Source organism: Serratia sp. AKBS12 (assembly GCF_024793895.1).
GTDB lineage: Bacteria > Pseudomonadota > Gammaproteobacteria > Enterobacterales > Enterobacteriaceae > Serratia_F.
Map to the genome: position 1 here is coordinate 157,728 of NZ_JANUSB010000017.1, position 18,624 is coordinate 176,351.

Sequence of the window (18,624 nt, forward strand, 5' to 3'; positions counted from 1 at the left end):
GATGATTAAGCAATACCTGCAAGTAACCAAACCAGGAATTATTTTCGGCAATTTAATTTCTGTCGTTGGGGGATTCCTGTTGGCTTCCAAAGGAAGCATCGACTATCCCCTGTTTCTCGCTACCCTGGTGGGTGTCTCGTTGGTTGTCGCCTCGGGCTGTGTATTTAACAACTACATTGACCGCGACATCGACAAGAAAATGGAGAGAACGAAGAATCGGGTGCTGGTAAAGGGCCTGATTGCGCCGAATGTCACTCTGGTTTACGCTACCGCGCTGGGTATTGCTGGTTTTGCGTTGCTGTATATCGCAGCCAACCCGCTGGCCATGTGGCTGGCGGTGATGGGCTTCGTGGTTTATGTCGGCATCTATAGCCTGTACATGAAACGCCACTCGGTTTACGGCACCCTGATCGGCAGCCTGTCCGGCGCTGCGCCACCTGTTATCGGTTATTGCGCAGTGACCAACGAGTTCGACGCCGGTGCGTTGATCCTGCTGGCTATCTTTAGCCTGTGGCAGATGCCGCATTCTTATGCGATTGCCATCTTCCGCTTTAAAGATTACCAGGCGGCCAACATCCCGGTACTGCCGGTCGTAAAAGGTATTTCCGTAGCGAAAAACCACATCACGGTCTACATCCTGGCATTTATGATTGCCACGCTGATGCTGACCCTGAGCGGTTACGCCGGTTACAAATACCTGGTGGTGGCAGCAGCCGTCAGCGTGTGGTGGCTGGGCATGGCCCTGCGCGGTTACAAAACCGAAAATGACAGCATTTGGGCGCGCAAACTGTTTGTGTTCTCAATCGTTGCCATCACTTCGCTGAGCGTAATGATGTCGATTGACTTCAGCGCTACCGCCTCACCGGACGCATTACTGACTTACGTTTGGTAACGAAAGGGCCGCCTAGCGGCCCTTTTTATTTGTCTCGTCGAAAATCGATCAAACTGTAATATCTGCTAAACAACAATACGTTTACCCCCCCTGCCCTTCACTTTAAAATGATGCATCTTTGCAGAGGCCATTCCCTCAGACGCTGTCATTCAGAGCCTGAGGGAATGGTTTTTATTGAGGTTTGATGGTGCATGAACGATAACACAATGACGCCGCTGGAACGCCGAGCGACCTGGGGACTAGGGACGGTATTTTCATTACGCATGCTGGGCATGTTTATGGTGCTGCCGGTTCTCACCACCTACGGCATGGCGCTGAATGGCGCCAGCGAGGCGTTGATCGGTATCGCCATCGGTATTTATGGCCTGGCGCAGGCCATTTTCCAAATCCCGTTCGGTTTGGTTTCCGACCGCATAGGCCGCAAGCCGTTGATCGTCGGCGGCCTGCTGATCTTCGCGCTGGGCAGCGCAATCGCTGCAGTCAGCGATTCGATCTGGGGCATTATCATTGGCCGCGCACTACAAGGTTCGGGGGCGATTGCCGCTGCGGTCATGGCGTTGTTATCGGATCTGACGCGCGAACAGAACCGCACCAAGGCGATGGCGTTTATCGGCATCAGCTTTGGCATTACCTTCGCCATCGCCATGGTTCTCGGCCCGATCGTAACCCATTCGCTGGGCCTGCATGCGCTGTTCTGGATGATCGCCGCGTTGGCGCTGGCCGGCATTGTCATCACGCTGGTAGTGGTGCCGTCGGCCGACAGCCACATATTGAATCGCGAATCGGGTATCGTACGCGGCAGCTTCAGCAAGGTGCTGAGCAACTCACGGCTGCTGAAGCTGAACTTTGGCATCATGTGTCTGCATATTCTGCTGATGTCGAGCTTTGTCGCGTTGCCGCTGGCCATGGAAAAAGCCGGATTGGCCGCCAGCCAGCACTGGATGGTGTACCTGGTTACCATGTTGGTATCGTTCGCCGCGGTGGTGCCGTTTATCATCTATGCCGAAATAAAGCGCCGCATGAAGCAGGTGTTCATGGGTTGCGTTGCCGTACTGTTCTGCGCGGAAGTGCTGCTGTGGTTCTCCGGCCAGCACCTGTGGGGCATTATCGCCGGGGTTCAGATGTTCTTTATGGCCTTTAACGTGATGGAAGCCATTTTGCCGTCGCTGATCAGCAAGGAATCACCGGCGGGCTACAAAGGAACTGCAATGGGCGTTTATTCCACCAGCCAGTTCATTGGCGTGGCGATCGGCGGCAGCCTGGGCGGCTGGCTGTATGGACTGCAGGGTGCTGGCGCAGTGTTCATCGCCGGTGCGGTGATTGCCGCCATCTGGTTTGTCGTCAGCAGCACCATGAAGGAACCGCCTTACGTCAGCAGCCTGCGTATTACGCTCTCCGAACTGGCCGTCAAGGATTCGGCGCTGGAAAGCCGTTTGAAAGCCCAGCCGGGAGTTGCTGATGTGGTTGTGGTACCAGAGGAACGCAGTGCCTACGTGAAGATTGATACCAAACAGACCGATCGCGGTCGGCTGGAGGCGCTGGTCAACGCGCTCTAGAACGAACATAGACCGGGTCATGCCCGGTCTGTATATCGTTGGCGCCGCGCAATAAAAGCCACGTCGCCAACGGCATCAGTCGCGGAAGTTCTTGAACTGGAACGGCTGTCCCAAATCCCCACCACGCACCAACGCCATGACGCTTTGCAGATCGTCACGCGATTTACCGGTCACGCGTACCTCTTCCCCCTGGATCTGCGCCTGAACCTTCAGCTTGCTGTCTTTGATCAGTTTCACGATCTTCTTCGCCAGCGTGGTTTCGATGCCCTGCTTCAACTTGGCGTTGACGCTATAGGTTTTGCCGCTGTGCTCCATCTCTTCAGGGATCTCCAGCGCCGCACCTTCTATACCGCGTTTGGCCAGTTTTTCACGTAAAATATCAACCAGCTGATTCACCTGAAAATCAGACTCGCTGGCTACCTTGATGGTTTCATTTTTTTCGTTAAGCTCGAAGCTGGCCGGAACATTGCGAAAATCCCAACGGGTACCAAGATCGCGGGTCGCGTTCTCAACGGCGTTGCGTACTTCCTGCATATCAATTTCGGAAACGATGTCGAAAGATGGCATACTTCTTCCTCCTGAATTAATGCCCTATTGAGCGGGCGATTTCGATGGCGAGCATAATACCCGCTTTACTGGCTCAGGCAAAACGCCAATGCCAGGCTCGCCTCCTGAATCACAACAGAAAAGTCTATAATAAATCTGATATATGCGCGGGAATACCGCCGTTACTCCAAGGAGGCTGGATGAAAATAACAATTCTTGGTTGCGGTGCACTCGGGCAACTGTGGCTTTCACGACTCTATCAGCAAGGCCATGATGTACAAGGATGGTTACGCGTTCCGCAACCGTTTTGCGCAGTGAACGTCATCGAGCCGGATGGCGATTCCTTCAATCGCAATTTGCCGACCAACGATCCCGAACACCTGAGCCAAAGCGAGTTACTGCTGGTAACGCTCAAAGCCTGGCAGGTTTCTGGCGCGGTCAGCACGCTATTGCCCAAGTTGAATCCGCAGTGCGCCATTTTGTTACTGCACAACGGCATGGGCACGCAAGAAGAGCTACCGGCCACGCAGCAGCCGATACTGCAAGGCACCACCACTCACGCCGCGCGCCACGATGGCAATACCATCATTCATGTTGCCAATGGTACCACCCATATTGGCCCAACCAGCCCGGCGGCCACCCAGCTCAGTCATTTGGCGGAAGTATTGCATCAGGCGCTGCCAGACGTCGCCTGGCACAATGATATTGCCGCCGCCAACTGGAAGAAGCTGGCGGTAAACTGTGTCATTAATCCGCTCACGGCGCTGTATGACTGCCGTAATGGCGATTTAGTGCAGTATCCGGCGCAGATAGAGGCGATCTGCCGCGAGGTTTCCAGCGTCATGGCGATGGAAGGACACCATACCTCATGTGAAGGCTTGCAGCATTACGTTATGCAGATTATTGAAAGTACCTCGGATAATATTTCGTCGATGCTGCAGGATATCCGCGCCCAGCGGCACACCGAGATCGACTACATTACCGGTTATCTACTGCGTCGGGCGCGTAGTCATGGCCTTACCCTCACGGAAAATGCCCGGCTGTTTGATTTGATTAAGCGAAAGGAAAGTGTTTATGAACGTATTGGTCTGTCTGGCGCCTGGTAGCGAAGAAACCGAAGCCGTCACCGCCATCGATTTGCTGGTTCGCGCCGGTATAGAGGTTACTACCGCCAGCGTAGCCGGCGATGGCGATCTGACCATTGTCTGTTCGCGCGGCGTAAAGCTGCTGGCGGATGCGCCACTGGTGGCAATCGTTGACCAGCCATTTGACGCTATCGTGCTGCCCGGCGGCATTAAAGGCGCGGAGTGCTTCCGCGACAGCCCGCTGCTGGTGGAAAAAGTGCGGCAAATGCATTTACAAGGTAAGTATGTTGCCGCCATTTGCGCCGCGCCAGCGCTGGTTTTACAGCATCACGATCTGTTCCCGGTCGGGAATATGACCGGCTTTCCTGGTTTGAAACAGCAAATCCCGCAAGATAAATGGATGGAGCGCCGCGTGGCGTATGATGCACGCGTAAAGTTGCTGACCAGCCAAGGCCCCGGCACAGCCATGGAGTTCAGCCTGAAATTGATCGATCTGCTGTTGGGGAAAGCCAAAGCGGCCGAAGTGGCAGCCCAGCTGGTATTGATCCCGGGGATGTACGACTTTAGCGATTGAGCGTCTTGCTGCGTAACAATCATTAAAGCCAAACCGCCCTCATACCTCAGCCAACGGTTATCAACAACGCGAAGACGTGTAACACTCGCAGATGCCCGATGGATTTTGCGCCTCAGCCAGGCGGCAACGGTGCCCCCGCGGACGCTTACATCAGTAAGTAACCGGGGGGCGCGCCGGCAACCAACAACGCTGAGGCGCGCAAGATAAACGGGATTAAGGGCGGTAGACCTTGATATTGCCGTACCCCTGCTCAATCAGGTACAGCGCCTGCAAGCGGCTCATAACGCCACGCTCGCAGTACAGCAGATAGGTCTTGCTCTGATCCAGTTCGGCAAACTGGCTGCCAAGCTTGTAAAACGGCAGCGACTTCACCTCGACCTGTTGCAGTTGCAGCGGTCGCTCGTCCTGTTCATCAATCGCACGGATATCCAGAATCACCTCGTCGGCGCCAAACGCCGCCACGGTTTCCACCTCGGTGACCTGCTGTTGCATCTCGCTGGCGATGGTACGGATATCAACGTTTTTGGCTTCGCGTACCACACGCTCGAGGATTTCGAAGTCGAAATGCCCTTCTTCCTCTTCGATTTTCTCTTTGACCGCTTTCACCGTTGGATTTTTGGAGATCACACCACAGTATTCCGGCATGGTCTTGGCGAAATCTTCGGTACCGATCTGCCGCGCGACGTTAATGATGTGCTCCTTGTCATGCGAAATCAGCGGCCGCAGGATCAGCGTGTCGGAGGCGTTGTCGATCAGGCGCAGGTTGGTCAGCGTCTGGCTGGAAACCTGCCCCAGCGCCTCGCCGGTCACCAACGCCTGCACGCCATAGCGCTCCGCCACTTTAGACGCCGCACGCACCATCATGCGTTTCAGCACCACGCCCATCTGGCCGTCATCGACCTTTTCCAGGATCTCACCGACCACCGGCTCAAAATCAATCGCCACGAAACGTACCTTGTGCGAACTGCCGAAACGGTTCCACAAATAATGCGCTACCTGCTTGACGCCGATTTCATGCGCCGAGCCGCCAAGGTTGAAGAAGCAATAATGTACCCGACAGCCGCGGCGCATCAGCATATAGCTGGAGACACCGGAGTCGAAACCGCCAGAAATCAGCGACATCACGTCTTCCTGGGTGCCGATCGGGTAACCGCCGATACCTTCGCGACGCGCCTTCACCAGCATCAACTTGTCGTCTTCAATCTCCAGGTTAACCGTCACCTGAGGACGCGTCAGATTAACGCGCGCGCTGTCAATATGCTGATTAAGGCCGCCGCCGACGTAACGTTCCACGTCCTGCGAATTGAAATCCTGCTTGCCGCGGCGTTTGACCCGCACACAGAAGGTTTTTCCTTCCAGCTGTTGGCGATAGGCCTCCAGCGTTTGTTCAAAAATGTGGTGGATATCGGTGTACTCACGGTCTTCCACTTCCAGAATATGGTGAATACCGGGGATACGCGTCAGCGCATCGGCAATCACCGGCCGCTGGTTTTCGTCCTTGGCGCGGACTTCGATGAAGTCCCAATGACGAACAACCGCCAGGGTTTCATCATACTGCTTCAGAACGTTACGGATGTTGGTCGTCAGAATCTTAATGAAGCGCAAGCGCACAGATTGACTCTTGATGGTGATTTCCGGGAACAATTTAATGATAAACTTCATGGCGGTCTTTATGGTCAGATAAAATTAACGGTGCGGAGTATATCACCATCTGGTATGGCTCTGCGCACAAAACCACACGCGCACGCCATGATTTGCTAATCAAGATCCGCTAGGATAGGCTCTGGCGCCACTGTTCACATGATGATGTAAAAAGAAAATTATGCCTAAAAAACCCGCGCAATCAGACAGTACAGAGCAAAACGTCAGTTTTGAAAACTCCCTCACCGAGCTGGAGAGCATCGTAACGCGCCTGGAATCCGGCGAACTGCCGCTGGAAGACGCGTTGAATCAATTTGAGCGCGGCGTACAATTGGCGCGTCAGGGCCAGCAAAAGTTGCAGCAGGCGGAACAGCGCGTACAGATTTTATTGAACGATAGCAACGATGATGCCGCATTAACGTCTTTTACCCCGGATGCCGAGTAATTATTGATGTCTGACTTCAACAGCCAGTTGCAGGTATATCGTCAACGCACCGACGATGCGTTACTGGGGTTTATCGCCCCGCTGCCGTTCAATAAAGACGGTATGGTCGAAGCCATGCGTCACGGCGCGTTATTGGGCGGAAAACGCCTGCGCCCGTTCCTGGTTTACGCCACCGGCGAGATGTTCGGCGTATCGCTGAACAATCTGGATGTGCCGGCCGCCGCCATCGAATGCATTCATGCCTATTCGCTGATCCATGACGATCTGCCGGCGATGGACAATGACGATCTGCGCCGCGGCCAGCCGACCTGCCATATCAAGTTTGGTGAAGCCAATGCCATCCTGGCCGGCGACGCTCTGCAAACGCTGGCGTTCTCTATTCTGGCCGATGCCGACATGCCTGACGTCGCGCTGCGTGACAGGTTGGCGATGGTGTCTGAACTGGCCGGCGCCAGTGGCGTTGCCGGCATGTGCGGTGGCCAGGCACTGGATCTGGCGGCCGAAGGACGTCAGATTAATCTGGAAGCGCTGGAGCAAATCCACCGGCATAAAACCGGGGCATTAATCCGCGCTGCGGTGCGTCTGGGTGCGCTGGCTGCGGGAGAAGCAGGCCGGGCGGCGCTGGCGCCGCTCGATCGTTACGCCGCGGCGATTGGCCTGGCGTTCCAGGTTCAGGATGACATTCTCGACGTCATCGGCGAAACTGCCAAAATAGGAAAGCGCCAAGGGGCCGACCAGCAGCATGGCAAGAGTACCTATCCTGCGCTGCTCGGGCTGGAAAACGCCAAAGCCAAAGCCAGAGATTTGCACCTGGAAGCCTTGGCCGCGCTGGATACGCTGGCCGCACACTCTTACAATACCGCGCCATTAAGGGCGTTAGCCAGCTTCATTATTGAACGCGACAATTAACGTGTGACGTTATCGCCATTGGCAGACATTGCGCCACAGGCACAATGGTCAATTAATGGCATACCTCTGATATGAGTATCGAATGAGTCTTGATATAGCCAAATACCCAACGTTGGCACTGGCGGATAACCCCGAGGAACTCCGCTCGTTGCCAAAAGAAAGCCTGCCGAAGCTGTGCGACGAGCTACGGCAATATCTGCTGGACAGCGTCAGCCGCTCGAGCGGCCACTTTGCTTCCGGGCTGGGTACCGTCGAACTGACGGTGGCGTTGCACTACGTTTACAACACGCCGTTCGATCATCTGGTATGGGATGTTGGTCACCAGGCCTATCCACATAAAATTCTGACCGGTCGTCGCGATCGCATCTCTACCATTCGCCAAAAGAATGGCTTGCATCCTTTCCCTTGGCGCGCTGAAAGCGAATACGACGTATTGTCGGTTGGCCACTCGTCGACGTCGATCAGCGCCGGCCTGGGCATGGCCGTGGCCGCCGCGCGTGAAGGCAAGGGCCGCCGTACGGTATGCGTGATCGGCGACGGCGCGATTACCGCCGGTATGGCGTTCGAAGCAATGAACCACGCCGGCGACATCGATCCGGACATGCTGGTAGTGCTGAACGACAACGAAATGTCGATCTCGGAAAACGTCGGCGCGTTGAATAACCACCTGGCGCAGTTACTGTCAGGCAAACTGTATTCCACGCTGCGCGAAGGCGGCAAAAAAGTGCTTTCCGGCCTACCGCCGATCAAGGAACTGATCAAGCGCACCGAAGAGCATTTGAAGGGCATGGTCGTGCCGGGCACGCTGTTTGAAGAGCTGGGCTTTAATTATATCGGCCCGGTCGACGGTCACGACGTGCAGGGGCTGGTCGCCACGCTGAAGAACATGCGCGATCTGAAAGGGCCACAGCTGCTGCATATCATGACCAAAAAAGGCCGTGGTTATGCACCGGCAGAAAAGGATCCGATCAGCTTCCATGCGGTGCCCAAGTTCGATCCGGCCAGCGGCACCCTGCCGAAGAGCGCCGGCGGCCTGCCGACCTATTCAAAAATATTTGGCGAATGGCTGTGTGAAACCGCCGCCAAGGACAGCGCGCTGATGGCCATCACTCCCGCGATGCGCGAAGGCTCGGGCATGGTGCAGTTTTCGCGCGATTACCCACAGCAATACTTCGACGTGGCAATCGCCGAACAGCACGCGGTCACCTTTGCTGCCGGTCTGGCGATTGGTGGTTACAGGCCGGTGGTAGCGATTTATTCCACCTTCCTGCAACGCGCCTACGATCAGGTGATCCACGACGTAGCGATCCAGAATCTGCCGGTGCTGTTTGCCATCGATCGCGGTGGCATTGTCGGCGCCGATGGGCAGACCCACCAGGGGGCGTTCGATCTCTCCTTCCTGCGCTGTATCCCGAACATGGTGATCATGACGCCAAGCGATGAAAACGAATGTCGTCAAATGCTGTTTACCGGCTATCACTACAACGATGGTCCAAGCGCGGTGCGTTATCCGCGTGGCAACGGTATCGGTGCCACGCTCGAGCCACTGGCCGCATTGCCGCTGGGTAAAGGCGTGGTACGCCGTGAAGGCGAGAAGATCGCCATTCTCAACTTCGGTACCCTGCTGCCGGAAGCGCAGTTGGCCGCCGAGGCGCTCGACGCCACGCTGGTCGACATGCGTTTCGTCAAACCGCTGGATGAAGCGCTGGTGCTGGAAATGGCCGCCAGCCATCAAGCGCTGGTGACGCTGGAAGAAAACGCCATCATGGGCGGCGCCGGCAGCGGCGTGAACGAACTGCTGATGGCGAAACGCCGCGTGGTACCGGTGTTGAACATCGGCCTGCCGGACGCCTTTGTACCGCAGGGTGGCCAGGACGAGATCCGCCACGATCTGGGCCTTGATGCCGCCGGTATTCAACGCCAAATCACCAACTGGCTGGCAGAATAAACCTTCCGGGGCTTCGCTGAAGCCCCGTTTTCTTCAATATCCCCACCTCGTCCTCCGATAATCCGCTACAGTTACTGTCGGAGCTAAACCGGAGGCAAGCATGAAGTATGTAAAACTGGGCACTACCGATCTTAACGTATCCCGCATCTGTCTGGGTTGCATGACCTATGGCGAGCCCAATCGTGGCAATCACGCCTGGACCCTGCCGGAAGAGAGTAGCCGCCCGCTGCTCAAACAAGCGCTGGAAGCGGGCATCAACTTTTTTGACACCGCCAACAGCTATTCAGACGGCAGCAGCGAAGAGATCGTCGGCCGAGCCTTGCGTGATTATGCGCGCCGTGACCAGGTGGTGATCGCCACCAAAGTATACTTTCCGCTTAGCAATCTGGAGCGTGGCCTGTCGCGCGGCAAGATAATGCAATCCATCGACGACAGCCTGAAACGACTGGGAACCGATTACGTCGATCTGTTGCAAATCCACCGTTGGGATTACGAGACGCCGCTCGAAGAGACGCTGGAAGCGCTCCATGAGGTGGTAAAGGCCGGTAAGGCGCGTTATATCGGCGCCTCGTCGATGTATGCCTGGCAGTTCGCCAAGGCGCTCTACACTGCCGATTTACACGGCTGGACGCGCTTTGCCACCATGCAAAACCAATACAATCTGATCCAACGGGAAGAAGAGCGTGAAATGCTGCCGCTGTGCGCGGCAGAAGGGATCGCCGTTATGCCTTGGAGCCCGCTGGCGCGCGGGCGTTTAACCCGCCCGTGGGGCGAAAGCACCGCCCGACTGGTGTCGGATGAGGTCGGCAAGGATCTGTATGATCAGACCGAGGGGATTGATGCAATTATCGCCGAACGTGTAGCGACCATCGCCGAACAGCGCGGCGTTTCGCGCGCTCAGGTGGCGCTGGCCTGGCTACTGAGTAAACCGGTCGTCACCACCCCGATTGTCGGCGCCTCGCGCAGCGAACAACTGGAAGACGCCATTGCCGCCGTCGATCTGACGTTGAGCTCGCTTGAAATTGCCGAACTGGAAACGGCCTATGTGCCGCACCGAGTCACCGGGTTTGAATAACCAACGGGGCGCTCACCGGCGCCCCGTCACATCATCAAAATAGCCCAACCGGCCAATGGTGACCTATCAGATAGATAACCCCGGCGGCAATCACCCCGGCGACGATATCGTCGATCATGATGCCCATACCGCCATGCACGTTGCGATCAAACCAGCGAATCGGCCACGGTTTCCAGATATCCAGCAGGCGGAAAATCACAAAACCGGCGGCTACCCAGCGCCAATCGTTGATTGGCAACGCCATCAGCGTGATCCACATCCCGACAAACTCATCCCAGACGATGCTGCCATGATCGTGCACGCGCATGTCTTTTGCCGTCTGATGGCATAGATAGACACCCATACAGATGCTGAACATCACCAACAGTGAATAGAGCTGCCACGGCAGCTGGATAAGCAGCAACCAGGACGGTATCGCCGCCAATGACCCGACGGTGCCCGGCATGATCGGCGATAATCCACTGCCAAAGCCGGTGGCCAGCAGATGCCATGGGTTGCTTAAACGCAACCGGCGTGTCGCTTCATCCATGTGCTGTCCTATTCCACGCTAAAGTGATCAAAACCGGCCCACGGCAAATCAACCGCTTCATTGTCGCGCAAGAATTGCAGACCTTCGGAAAGTGGCCCTATCTGGCCAATACAGGTGTAATCGGCACCCAAATGGCTCAACGCCACTTCCAGCGCGCCGCGATTGATCTCCGGCACCGTGAAGCACAGTTCGTAATCCTCGCCGCCGGTCAGCGCCCAGCGCAACGCCTGCTCACCATCGGTATGGCCGGTAAGCGACTGCGACATTGGCAATTCATCCAGATCGATACGCGCACCGCATTCACTGGCTTTCAACAGGTGTTTCAGATCGGAGATCAGACCGTCGGAAATGTCGATCGCGGCACTGGCCAGATCGCGCAGCGCTTGCCCCTGCAATACCCGTGGCTGCGGCCTTAAATGACGCCCCAACAGATAATTGCGCGCGCTGGCGTCAGCTACCGACAGACGATTCTGTAAAATGGCCAAACCGGCGGCGCTGTCGCCTAGCGTACCGGTAACATAAATCCAGTCGCCAATACGCGCCCCGCTGCGCGTTAATGCGCGCCCGGCCGGGATCAGGCCATTGATGGTCAGCGTCATGCTGAGCGGACCACGGGTGGTATCGCCGCCAATCAGCTGCATGCCATAATAATTGAGCTGCTCGAACAGGCTATCGCTAAAGGCCTTCAACCAGCTCTCATCAACGCTTGGCAAGGTCAATGCCAGCGACAACCAGGCAGGATCGGCGCCCATCGCCGCCAGATCGCTGAGGTTTACCGCCAGCGCCTTGTAACCAAGATCGGCCGGATCGATATCCGGCAGGAAATGAACGCCCGCGACCAGGGTATCGGTACTGACGGCCAAAAGCTGTTTTTCTGCCACTGTCAGCAGTGCGCAGTCATCTCCAATGCCCAACTGTACGTCCCGGCGCACGCTCTTAAACCGGTCAAAATAGCGGGCAATGAGGTCAAATTCGCCGCATGCCATAATCATATTCCAATAGACTTTTCATCATTCATGTCACCCGCTTGGTCCTGGCTCCTGTCATTGACTTGGTCAATACCGGAAATCACTGCACCGGGCAGTGCAAAATGAATGACGTGGTGTACAGATGAATTTAAGGCCGGTAAACCGGCCTTAAAATTTATTTCTTCTTGCGGATGCTTGGCGCTGCTTTATCCAGCACGCCATTCACAAACTTGTGGCTATCTTCGGCACCGAAGGTTTTTGCCAGTTCGATCGCCTCGTTGATTGCCACTTTGTAAGGGACATCTTCACGCATTTTCAGCTCAAACAGCGCAATGCGCAGCACCGCTTTTTCTACCTGGCCCAGCTCTTCGAGCTGACGAGACAGGTAAGGCGCCATCAGAGCATCCAACATACCTGCATTCACTGCCACGCCGGACAGCAGCTCGCGAAAATAGGCGATGTCAACGTCTTTGACATCCTGCTCCGTCAGGAACTGTAATTCAACATCGGCAATGTCATTTTTTGACAACTGCCAAGAGTAAAGCGCTTGAACAGCGCACTCACGAGCGCGGCGACGAGCAGCAGGTTTCACGGAATTCCCCTTAACTAAATTCAGGCTTTAATAGCTTTGATAACATTAATCATTTCAAGTGCGGTCAGGGCAGCTTCTGCGCCTTTGTTGCCCGCTTTGGTGCCGGCACGCTCGATCGCTTGTTCGATGCTTTCGGTGGTCAGGACGCCAAAGGCAACCGGGATTTCAGCGCTCAGAGAAACGCTACCCAGGCCAGAACTGGCTTCGCCTGCCACATATTCAAAGTGAGCTGTGCCCCCACGGATCACCGTGCCCAGCGCGATAACGGCGTCGTACTTGCCGCTATTGGCCAACACCCGTGCGGTCAACGGCAGTTCGTAGGCACCCGGTACCCAGACAACGGTGATGTTGTCGTCTGCAACCTGGCCAATGCGTTTCAGCGCATCAATGGCGCCTTCCAGCAGGCTGTCGTTGATGAAATTGTTAAAACGTGCAATTGCGATCGCCACACGGGCATTTGGAGTAGCAACAACACCTTCGATAACTTTCATGGGCTTTCCTTAAAAATGGGTTCAATACCCCGCAGGGGGGCGGATTCTATCATATTCTTTGCACGCCTGCGCGGCGGTTTTGTAAAACCCGACGGGCTACCGTCCAGCAGGATTTATTACTGGTGTCTGGCTTTCAGACGCAACCGTAAATCCGGCCCGATTTGCCGCACCTCGCTGAAGACGAATTCGGGTGCATCGGCCAACTGTTCCAGTCCCGGCAGGTGACAAAGGCCACGGCCATTATCCCCCAACAGTTTTGGCGCGATGTACAAAATGAGCTCGTCCACCAGGCCGGCCTGCAATAACGCACCGGACAGCCGGGCGCCGGCTTCCACCCAGATCGAATTCACCTGACGTTTCGCCAGTTGCATCATCATCACCACCAGATCGATACCGCCGCCGTGTGCCGGGAACTGCAACTGTTCGACGTTTTGTGGCCATGATCTCTGGTCCGGCTGCAAACGCGCCAGCCAGGTGGTGCCGGGTTGCTGGATCAGCTTATGCTGAGGCGTGACACGGTTGTGACCGTCGAGAATAATCCGCAGCGGCTGGCGCAGGTTCTCTCGCGGATAGCTGCGCTGAGTTTCCTGGTCCAGTTCGTCCCAACGCACCGTCAGCGACGGATCGTCCGCCAGCACGGTGGCGCTGGTACTGAGTATCGCCGCGCTTTCGGCGCGTAAACGCTGTACATCCTGACGCGCCTGGGCGGAGGTGATCCACTGGCTTTCGCCAGATGCCATCGCGGTACAGCCATCGAGCGAAGCACCCAGTTTGAGTTGCACATAGGGGAAACCGGTACGCATGCGCTTGAGGAACCCCAGGTTGACCGCCTCGGCCTCGGCCAGCATCAGACCATGTTGCACCTCGATGCCCGCCTGCTGCAGTTTGTACAGTCCGCGCCCGGCAACCTGCGGATTGGGATCCTGCATTGCCGCCACTACGCGGCTGACGCCGGCATCGATCAGGGCATCGGCGCACGGCGGTGTGCGGCCATGATGGCTACAGGGTTCCAGCGTGACATAGGCGGTAGCACCACACGCACGCTCACCGGCCATGCGCAGCGCATGTACTTCGGCATGCGGCTCGCCGGCGCGCAAATGATACCCCTCGCCAACGATCTGGCCATCGCGCACGATCACGCAGCCGACGTTGGGATTCGGCGCGGTAGTAAACCGCCCCAGCCGCGCCAGTTCAAAGGCGCGCGCCATATAGAATTCGTCGTTGTGCATCTCGAGCCCCGTCAATCCTGGAGTCTGGCGATCTCTTCGCCGAACTCGCGGATATCTTCAAAACTGCGATAGACCGAAGCAAAACGGATGTAAGCCACCTTATCCAGTTTCTTCAGCGCATCCATGACCAGATTGCCGACCATTTTCGTCGGCACTTCACGCTCGCCGGTGGCACGCAACTGGGATTTTATATGGTTGATGGCGTTTTCCACGTCATCGGAGCTGACCGGACGCTTTTCCAGCGCTTTCAGCATGCCGCGACGCAGTTTGTCCTCATTGAAAGGTTCACGCACCTCGTCACTTTTGATCACGCGCGGCATCACCAGCTCCGCCACCTCAAAGGTGGTAAAGCGTTCGTTACAAACCAGACACTGACGACGACGGCGCACCTGTGACCCATCGCCTACCAGGCGGGAATCAATCACTTTGGTATCAACAGCAGCGCAAAAAGGGCAATGCATAACACGTCCTGACAAGCGTTCTCATAGTTAAGAATAGTTTACCCCGAAGTTTCGCTACAACAAAGGGCATGGGAGATTTGTTGCGACGCCGCGCCGCTTGACGCGGTATTGTGCCGGCCGACGCATGACTTTCAGCACGATTGCGACTAAGCTGATAACAGGAGCTATTGAATAGGAAATCACTGCCATGACAACTAGTTATCGTAAAGTTCTTTTGCTTGGCGCCCTGGTTGCGCTGGCTGGCTGCGCGCAGAATCGTGAAGTGCCGAAATTGCAAAATGAGATGGTCGAGCTGAACCAAAAGCTGAATACGCTAACCGACCAGGCTACCGCGCTGGAGCGCCAGAATCGATTGAACGGCAACTCCGCCAGCGGCGTATATCTGCTGCCCGCCGCCAACACCGCCGCACGTTTGCAGAGCGCACTGGGTGAACTGAGCGTATCGCTCACCCATGTAAAAACCGAAGCCAACGGCACGCAGGCGATGTTGCATATACGCACGCTCTCCGGTAAATCGCTGCCGGCCTTCAAGGCGATGGTGGAATGGGGCCAGCTGGATCCCAACGGCCAGTTGCAAAGCGCCGGAGCGCTTTCACAACCCATCCAGAGCACCGAATCCCTGCTGTCGAAAACCGAGCAGAGCTTTGAGCTGCGCTTCAGCGGCGTAACCCCACAACAGCTGGGTTACATTCGCCTGCATGAGGTCGAGCCGATCGGCGCAGAAACGGCAAAATAAACGCCGTTTGCTACCGCGCAAGTCGCCGCGCTGCAAGCCTCATCGGTCATGCAGCAGCAAAAAAAAGAGCGCCAATTGGCGCTCTTTATTCAACTGAACCTATCGCAATCAGGGCAGGATTGAAGGCTGATCGGCGCCTTCTTTTTCTACTTTCTGCTGCAGCATGTGTTCACGCTTCATACCCAGCTTCAACGCCAGCGCAGACGCGACGTAGATGGAGGATACGGTACCGATGGATACGCCGATCAACATCGCCAACGAGAAGCCGTGCAGCATCGCACCGCCAAAGATGTACAGCATCAGCACTACCATCAAGGTGGTCCCGGAGGTCATCAATGTACGACTCAGCGTCTGGGTCAGCGACACGTTGATGATTTCGTAAGAAGTACCGCGACGGATCTTGCGGAAGTTCTCACGAATACGGTCGGAAACCACGATGCTGTCGTTCAGTGAATAACCGATGACCGACATCAAGGACGCCACGATGGTCAGATCGACTTCGATCCGGAACAGTGACAGAACCCCGAGGGTGATCACCACATCGTGCGCCAACGCGATAACCGCCCCTGCCGCCAGACGCCATTCAAAGCGGAAACCAACGTAAATCAAGATACAGATCAACGCCACCAGCAGCGCCATGCCGCCATTTTGCGCCAGTTCGCTACCAACGCTTGGACCGACGAACTCAACGCGCTTGACGGTGGCGTTTTTATCCACTGACGCGTTAATCACGCTGATCACCTTGTTGCCCAGCTCCTGACCGGCAGGGCCGGTCACCGGAGGCATGCGCACCATGATGTCGCGGCTGCTGCCAAAGTTCTGCAGCACCGGGTCCTTGAAGCCGGCCTTTTCCAGCGTATCCCGCATCAAATCCAGGTTTGCCGGCTGTTCCAGGTTGATTTCAATCACCGTACCGCCGGTGAAATCCAGACCCCAGTTAAAGCCGCGAACGGACATCACGGTAATCGACGCGATCAACAGCAGCAATGAGATGCCGAAGGCCACGTAATCCCAGCGCATAAAGTCATACACTTTACGGCCGTAGTTGAGTTGTTCAACAGTATAATCCTGTGCCACAACGCACTCCTCAGATAGACAGCTTGTTAATGCGTTTGCCGCCGTAAAGCAGGTTGACGATGGCACGGGTACCGACAATCGCGGTGAACATGGACGTCGCCACACCGATCGCGGTGGTAATCGCAAAGCCTTTAATCGAACCGGTACCCACTGCGTACAGAATAATCGCGGTGATAAGCGTGGTGATGTTGGCGTCGATAATACTGGAGAACGCGCCTTTATAGCCTTCATGGATCGCTTGCTGAACGGAACGCCCGTTCTTCAGCTCTTCCTTGATACGTTCGTTTATCAGTACGTTGGCGTCAACCGCCACCGCCAGTGTCAGCACGATACCGGCAATACCCGGCATGGTCAGCGTTGCCCCTGGTAACAGCGACATAACGCCGACAATCAGCACCAGGTTGGCGATCAATGCGCTGGTAGCGATCACACCGAATTTACGGTACCAGACCACCATGAACACGATCGACGCCACCAACCCCCACAGGCAGGCTTCCAGACCTTGAGTGATGTTTTGCATCCCCAGGGTTGGACCGATAGTGCGTTCTTCCACGATCTGGATTGGCGCAATCAGCGCACCGGCGCGCAGCAGCAGCGACAGTTGACGTGCTTCGTTCGGGTTCCCGATGCCGGTAATACGGAAACTGTTGCCCAGACGTGACTGAATGTTGGCAACGTTGATCACTTCTTCCTGTTTGACCAGTACCGCGCGACCGTTGGCGTCTTGCTTGCCACTGTCCTTGTACTCCACGAACAGGGTCGCCATCGGCTTGCCGATGTTGTCCTTGGTGAAGTTGGACATGGCGTTGCCGCCAGCGCTATCCAGCGAGATGTTAACCTGCGGCTGGTTGTACTCGTCCATGGTCGAAGTCGAGTCGGTGATATGATCGCCGGTCAGAATCACCCGCTTGTACAGCACAATCGGCTGGCCTTCACGGGTGTCTTTCACTTCGGAGTCGCCCGGCACACGGCCGTTGGCTGCCGCCGTGGCATCCACGTTGGTGTTCACCAGGCGGAATTCCAGCGTTGCGGTCGCGCCAAGGATTTCTTTCGCGCGCGCAGTGTCCTGAATCCCTGGCAGCTCGACCACGATACGGTCGGAGCCCTGACGCTGCACCAGCGGTTCGGCTACGCCGAGCTGGTTCACACGGTTACGCAGGATAGTGATGTTCTGCTGAACGGCATATTCGCGCGCTTCGCTCAAACGCGCATCGGTCAGGACGGCCTTCAGCGTGTTGTTGCCATTGGAAGACAGCACCAGATCGCGTTGACGCGGCGACAGGTAGCTGATGGCCTGATCGCGCGCGGCGTTGTCACGGAAACGGACCTCAACGCCATATTTGTCCAGTTTACGGATTGACGCATAAGGAATGCCCTTTTCACGCAGATCGCTGCGCAAGGTATCCATGGTCTGCTCTTGCAACTTGCCAAGCGCGGTATCCATGTCGACTTCCATCAGGAAGTGCACGCCACCACGTAAATCGAGGCCCAGTTTCATCGGCTCGGCACCCAGCATGGTCAGCCAGCGCGGCGTAGCCGGAGCCAGGTTCAGCGCAACGACATATTTGTCGCCCATCGCGGCCATCAGGGCTTCGCGGGCACGCAGCTGAACGTCGGGATCGGAAAAGCGAGCCAGGATTGCGCCTTCTTCCAGTGCAATCGACTTGCTCGCGATCTGGTCTTTTTCTAATACGGTACGGACTTGGTCCAGCGTAGCTTCACTGGCGGCGACACCGCGCGCGCCAGTGATTTGTACAGCCGGATCCTCACCATAGAGGTTGGGAAGCGCATAAAGCAGACCGACGACGATCACCACGATCAGCATCAGATACTTCCACAAAGGATAACGGTTTAGCACGGCAATTCCCTT

General features: G+C 56.3%; 19 protein-coding genes. 9 read left to right on the top strand and 10 right to left on the bottom strand.

What is annotated here, in order from left to right:
* The first annotated feature begins 1 nt into the window (after position 1).
* Positions 2-892, top strand: a complete 891-nt coding sequence (gene cyoE, locus NYE85_RS21870) for a heme o synthase (RefSeq protein WP_259006802.1) — start codon at positions 2-4, stop codon at positions 890-892.
* A 191-nt stretch (positions 893-1,083) separates the two neighbouring features.
* Positions 1,084-2,448 carry an MFS transporter gene (locus tag NYE85_RS21875; protein WP_259006803.1) on the top strand — a complete coding sequence of 455 codons (1,365 nt, stop codon included), beginning with the start codon at positions 1,084-1,086 and terminating at the stop codon, positions 2,446-2,448.
* A gap of 75 nt (positions 2,449-2,523) precedes the next feature.
* Here the strand turns inward: NYE85_RS21875 and NYE85_RS21880 are convergent, their stop codons facing one another.
* A complete protein-coding gene (locus NYE85_RS21880) occupies positions 2,524-3,015 on the bottom strand; it encodes a YajQ family cyclic di-GMP-binding protein (protein WP_004954641.1) in 492 nt (163 codons plus the stop codon).
* A gap of 179 nt (positions 3,016-3,194) precedes the next feature.
* On the opposite strand from NYE85_RS21880, the gene panE reads away from it, so the two are divergent.
* Both panE and yajL read left to right on the top strand, forming a co-directional pair.
* Positions 3,195-4,100, top strand: a complete 906-nt coding sequence (gene panE, locus NYE85_RS21885) for a 2-dehydropantoate 2-reductase (protein WP_259006804.1) — start codon at positions 3,195-3,197, stop codon at positions 4,098-4,100.
* On the top strand, positions 4,069-4,653 hold the full coding sequence (gene yajL, locus NYE85_RS21890; protein WP_405050702.1) for a protein deglycase YajL: 585 nt from the start codon (positions 4,069-4,071) through the stop codon (positions 4,651-4,653). The genes panE and yajL overlap by 32 nt, the downstream gene beginning before the upstream one ends.
* Positions 4,654-4,866: 213 nt before the next feature.
* On the opposite strand, the gene thiI is transcribed toward yajL, so the two are convergent.
* Positions 4,867-6,315, bottom strand: a complete 1,449-nt coding sequence (gene thiI, locus NYE85_RS21895) for a tRNA uracil 4-sulfurtransferase ThiI (RefSeq protein WP_259006806.1) — start codon at positions 6,313-6,315, stop codon at positions 4,867-4,869.
* A gap of 160 nt (positions 6,316-6,475) precedes the next feature.
* Here thiI and xseB point away from each other — a divergent pair, with 160 nt between their 5' ends.
* The 4 genes from xseB (at position 6,476) to NYE85_RS21915 (ending at position 10,671) form a co-directional block, all read left to right on the top strand.
* Positions 6,476-6,739 carry an exodeoxyribonuclease VII small subunit gene (gene xseB / locus NYE85_RS21900; protein WP_004954655.1) on the top strand — a complete coding sequence of 88 codons (264 nt, stop codon included), beginning with the start codon at positions 6,476-6,478 and terminating at the stop codon, positions 6,737-6,739.
* 6 nt (positions 6,740-6,745) lie between these two features.
* Positions 6,746-7,648, top strand: a complete 903-nt coding sequence (gene ispA, locus NYE85_RS21905; RefSeq protein ID WP_259006807.1) for a (2E,6E)-farnesyl diphosphate synthase — start codon at positions 6,746-6,748, stop codon at positions 7,646-7,648.
* Positions 7,649-7,730: 82 nt separating this feature from the next.
* Positions 7,731-9,596 carry a 1-deoxy-D-xylulose-5-phosphate synthase gene (gene dxs / locus NYE85_RS21910; RefSeq protein ID WP_259006808.1) on the top strand — a complete coding sequence of 622 codons (1,866 nt, stop codon included), beginning with the start codon at positions 7,731-7,733 and terminating at the stop codon, positions 9,594-9,596.
* Between the two features lie 100 nt (positions 9,597-9,696).
* Positions 9,697-10,671 (top strand): aldo/keto reductase, encoded by a 975-nt coding sequence (locus tag NYE85_RS21915; protein ID WP_259006809.1) that lies wholly within the window; start codon positions 9,697-9,699, stop codon positions 10,669-10,671.
* A gap of 34 nt (positions 10,672-10,705) precedes the next feature.
* Here the strand turns inward: NYE85_RS21915 and pgpA are convergent, their stop codons facing one another.
* The 6 genes from pgpA to nrdR all read right to left on the bottom strand — a co-directional run bounded on the left by pgpA (position 10,706) and on the right by nrdR (position 14,941).
* Positions 10,706-11,200 carry a phosphatidylglycerophosphatase A gene (pgpA, locus tag NYE85_RS21920; RefSeq protein WP_259006810.1) on the bottom strand — a complete coding sequence of 165 codons (495 nt, stop codon included), beginning with the start codon at positions 11,198-11,200 and terminating at the stop codon, positions 10,706-10,708.
* Between the two features lie 8 nt (positions 11,201-11,208).
* Positions 11,209-12,186 (bottom strand): thiamine-phosphate kinase, encoded by a 978-nt coding sequence (thiL, locus tag NYE85_RS21925; protein WP_259006811.1) that lies wholly within the window; start codon positions 12,184-12,186, stop codon positions 11,209-11,211.
* Between the two features lie 157 nt (positions 12,187-12,343).
* Positions 12,344-12,760, bottom strand: a complete 417-nt coding sequence (nusB, locus tag NYE85_RS21930) for a transcription antitermination factor NusB (RefSeq protein ID WP_259006812.1) — start codon at positions 12,758-12,760, stop codon at positions 12,344-12,346.
* 20 nt (positions 12,761-12,780) lie between these two features.
* Positions 12,781-13,251, bottom strand: a complete 471-nt coding sequence (ribE, locus tag NYE85_RS21935; RefSeq protein ID WP_259006813.1) for a 6,7-dimethyl-8-ribityllumazine synthase — start codon at positions 13,249-13,251, stop codon at positions 12,781-12,783.
* 116 nt (positions 13,252-13,367) lie between these two features.
* Entirely contained in the window at positions 13,368-14,480 is a 1,113-nt protein-coding gene (gene ribD, locus NYE85_RS21940; RefSeq protein ID WP_259006814.1) for a bifunctional diaminohydroxyphosphoribosylaminopyrimidine deaminase/5-amino-6-(5-phosphoribosylamino)uracil reductase RibD, read from the bottom strand.
* An 11-nt stretch (positions 14,481-14,491) separates the two neighbouring features.
* Entirely contained in the window at positions 14,492-14,941 is a 450-nt protein-coding gene (gene nrdR / locus NYE85_RS21945; RefSeq protein WP_004954675.1) for a transcriptional regulator NrdR, read from the bottom strand.
* A gap of 187 nt (positions 14,942-15,128) precedes the next feature.
* On the opposite strand from nrdR, the gene NYE85_RS21950 reads away from it, so the two are divergent.
* Positions 15,129-15,677 (top strand): DUF3251 domain-containing protein, encoded by a 549-nt coding sequence (locus NYE85_RS21950; RefSeq protein ID WP_259006815.1) that lies wholly within the window; start codon positions 15,129-15,131, stop codon positions 15,675-15,677.
* Between the two features lie 108 nt (positions 15,678-15,785).
* Here the strand turns inward: NYE85_RS21950 and secF are convergent, their stop codons facing one another.
* Entirely contained in the window at positions 15,786-16,754 is a 969-nt protein-coding gene (secF, locus tag NYE85_RS21955; protein WP_259006816.1) for a protein translocase subunit SecF, read from the bottom strand.
* 10 nt (positions 16,755-16,764) lie between these two features.
* Positions 16,765-18,612: a protein translocase subunit SecD gene (gene secD, locus NYE85_RS21960; RefSeq protein ID WP_259006817.1), complete on the bottom strand. Its 1,848-nt coding sequence runs from the start codon at positions 18,610-18,612 to the stop codon at positions 16,765-16,767.
* Positions 18,613-18,624 lie beyond the last annotated feature (12 nt).

What these genes read in the sequence shown, in the direction of transcription:
- cyoE (WP_259006802.1), top strand. Translation starts at nt 2, where the DNA reads ATGATTAAGCAATACCTGCAAGTAACCAAACCAGGAATTATTTTCGGC.
- NYE85_RS21875 (WP_259006803.1), top strand. Translation starts at nt 1,084, where the DNA reads ATGAACGATAACACAATGACGCCGCTGGAACGCCGAGCGACCTGGGGA.
- NYE85_RS21880 (WP_004954641.1), bottom strand. Translation starts at nt 3,015, where the DNA reads ATGCCATCTTTCGACATCGTTTCCGAAATTGATATGCAGGAAGTACGC.
- panE (WP_259006804.1), top strand. Translation starts at nt 3,195, where the DNA reads ATGAAAATAACAATTCTTGGTTGCGGTGCACTCGGGCAACTGTGGCTT.
- yajL (WP_405050702.1), top strand. Translation starts at nt 4,069, where the DNA reads ATGAACGTATTGGTCTGTCTGGCGCCTGGTAGCGAAGAAACCGAAGCC.
- thiI (WP_259006806.1), bottom strand. Translation starts at nt 6,315, where the DNA reads ATGAAGTTTATCATTAAATTGTTCCCGGAAATCACCATCAAGAGTCAA.
- xseB (WP_004954655.1), top strand. Translation starts at nt 6,476, where the DNA reads ATGCCTAAAAAACCCGCGCAATCAGACAGTACAGAGCAAAACGTCAGT.
- ispA (WP_259006807.1), top strand. Translation starts at nt 6,746, where the DNA reads ATGTCTGACTTCAACAGCCAGTTGCAGGTATATCGTCAACGCACCGAC.
- dxs (WP_259006808.1), top strand. Translation starts at nt 7,731, where the DNA reads ATGAGTCTTGATATAGCCAAATACCCAACGTTGGCACTGGCGGATAAC.
- NYE85_RS21915 (WP_259006809.1), top strand. Translation starts at nt 9,697, where the DNA reads ATGAAGTATGTAAAACTGGGCACTACCGATCTTAACGTATCCCGCATC.
- pgpA (WP_259006810.1), bottom strand. Translation starts at nt 11,200, where the DNA reads ATGGATGAAGCGACACGCCGGTTGCGTTTAAGCAACCCATGGCATCTG.
- thiL (WP_259006811.1), bottom strand. Translation starts at nt 12,186, where the DNA reads ATGGCATGCGGCGAATTTGACCTCATTGCCCGCTATTTTGACCGGTTT.
- ribE (WP_259006813.1), bottom strand. Translation starts at nt 13,251, where the DNA reads ATGAAAGTTATCGAAGGTGTTGTTGCTACTCCAAATGCCCGTGTGGCG.
- ribD (WP_259006814.1), bottom strand. Translation starts at nt 14,480, where the DNA reads ATGCACAACGACGAATTCTATATGGCGCGCGCCTTTGAACTGGCGCGG.
- nrdR (WP_004954675.1), bottom strand. Translation starts at nt 14,941, where the DNA reads ATGCATTGCCCTTTTTGCGCTGCTGTTGATACCAAAGTGATTGATTCC.
- NYE85_RS21950 (WP_259006815.1), top strand. Translation starts at nt 15,129, where the DNA reads ATGACAACTAGTTATCGTAAAGTTCTTTTGCTTGGCGCCCTGGTTGCG.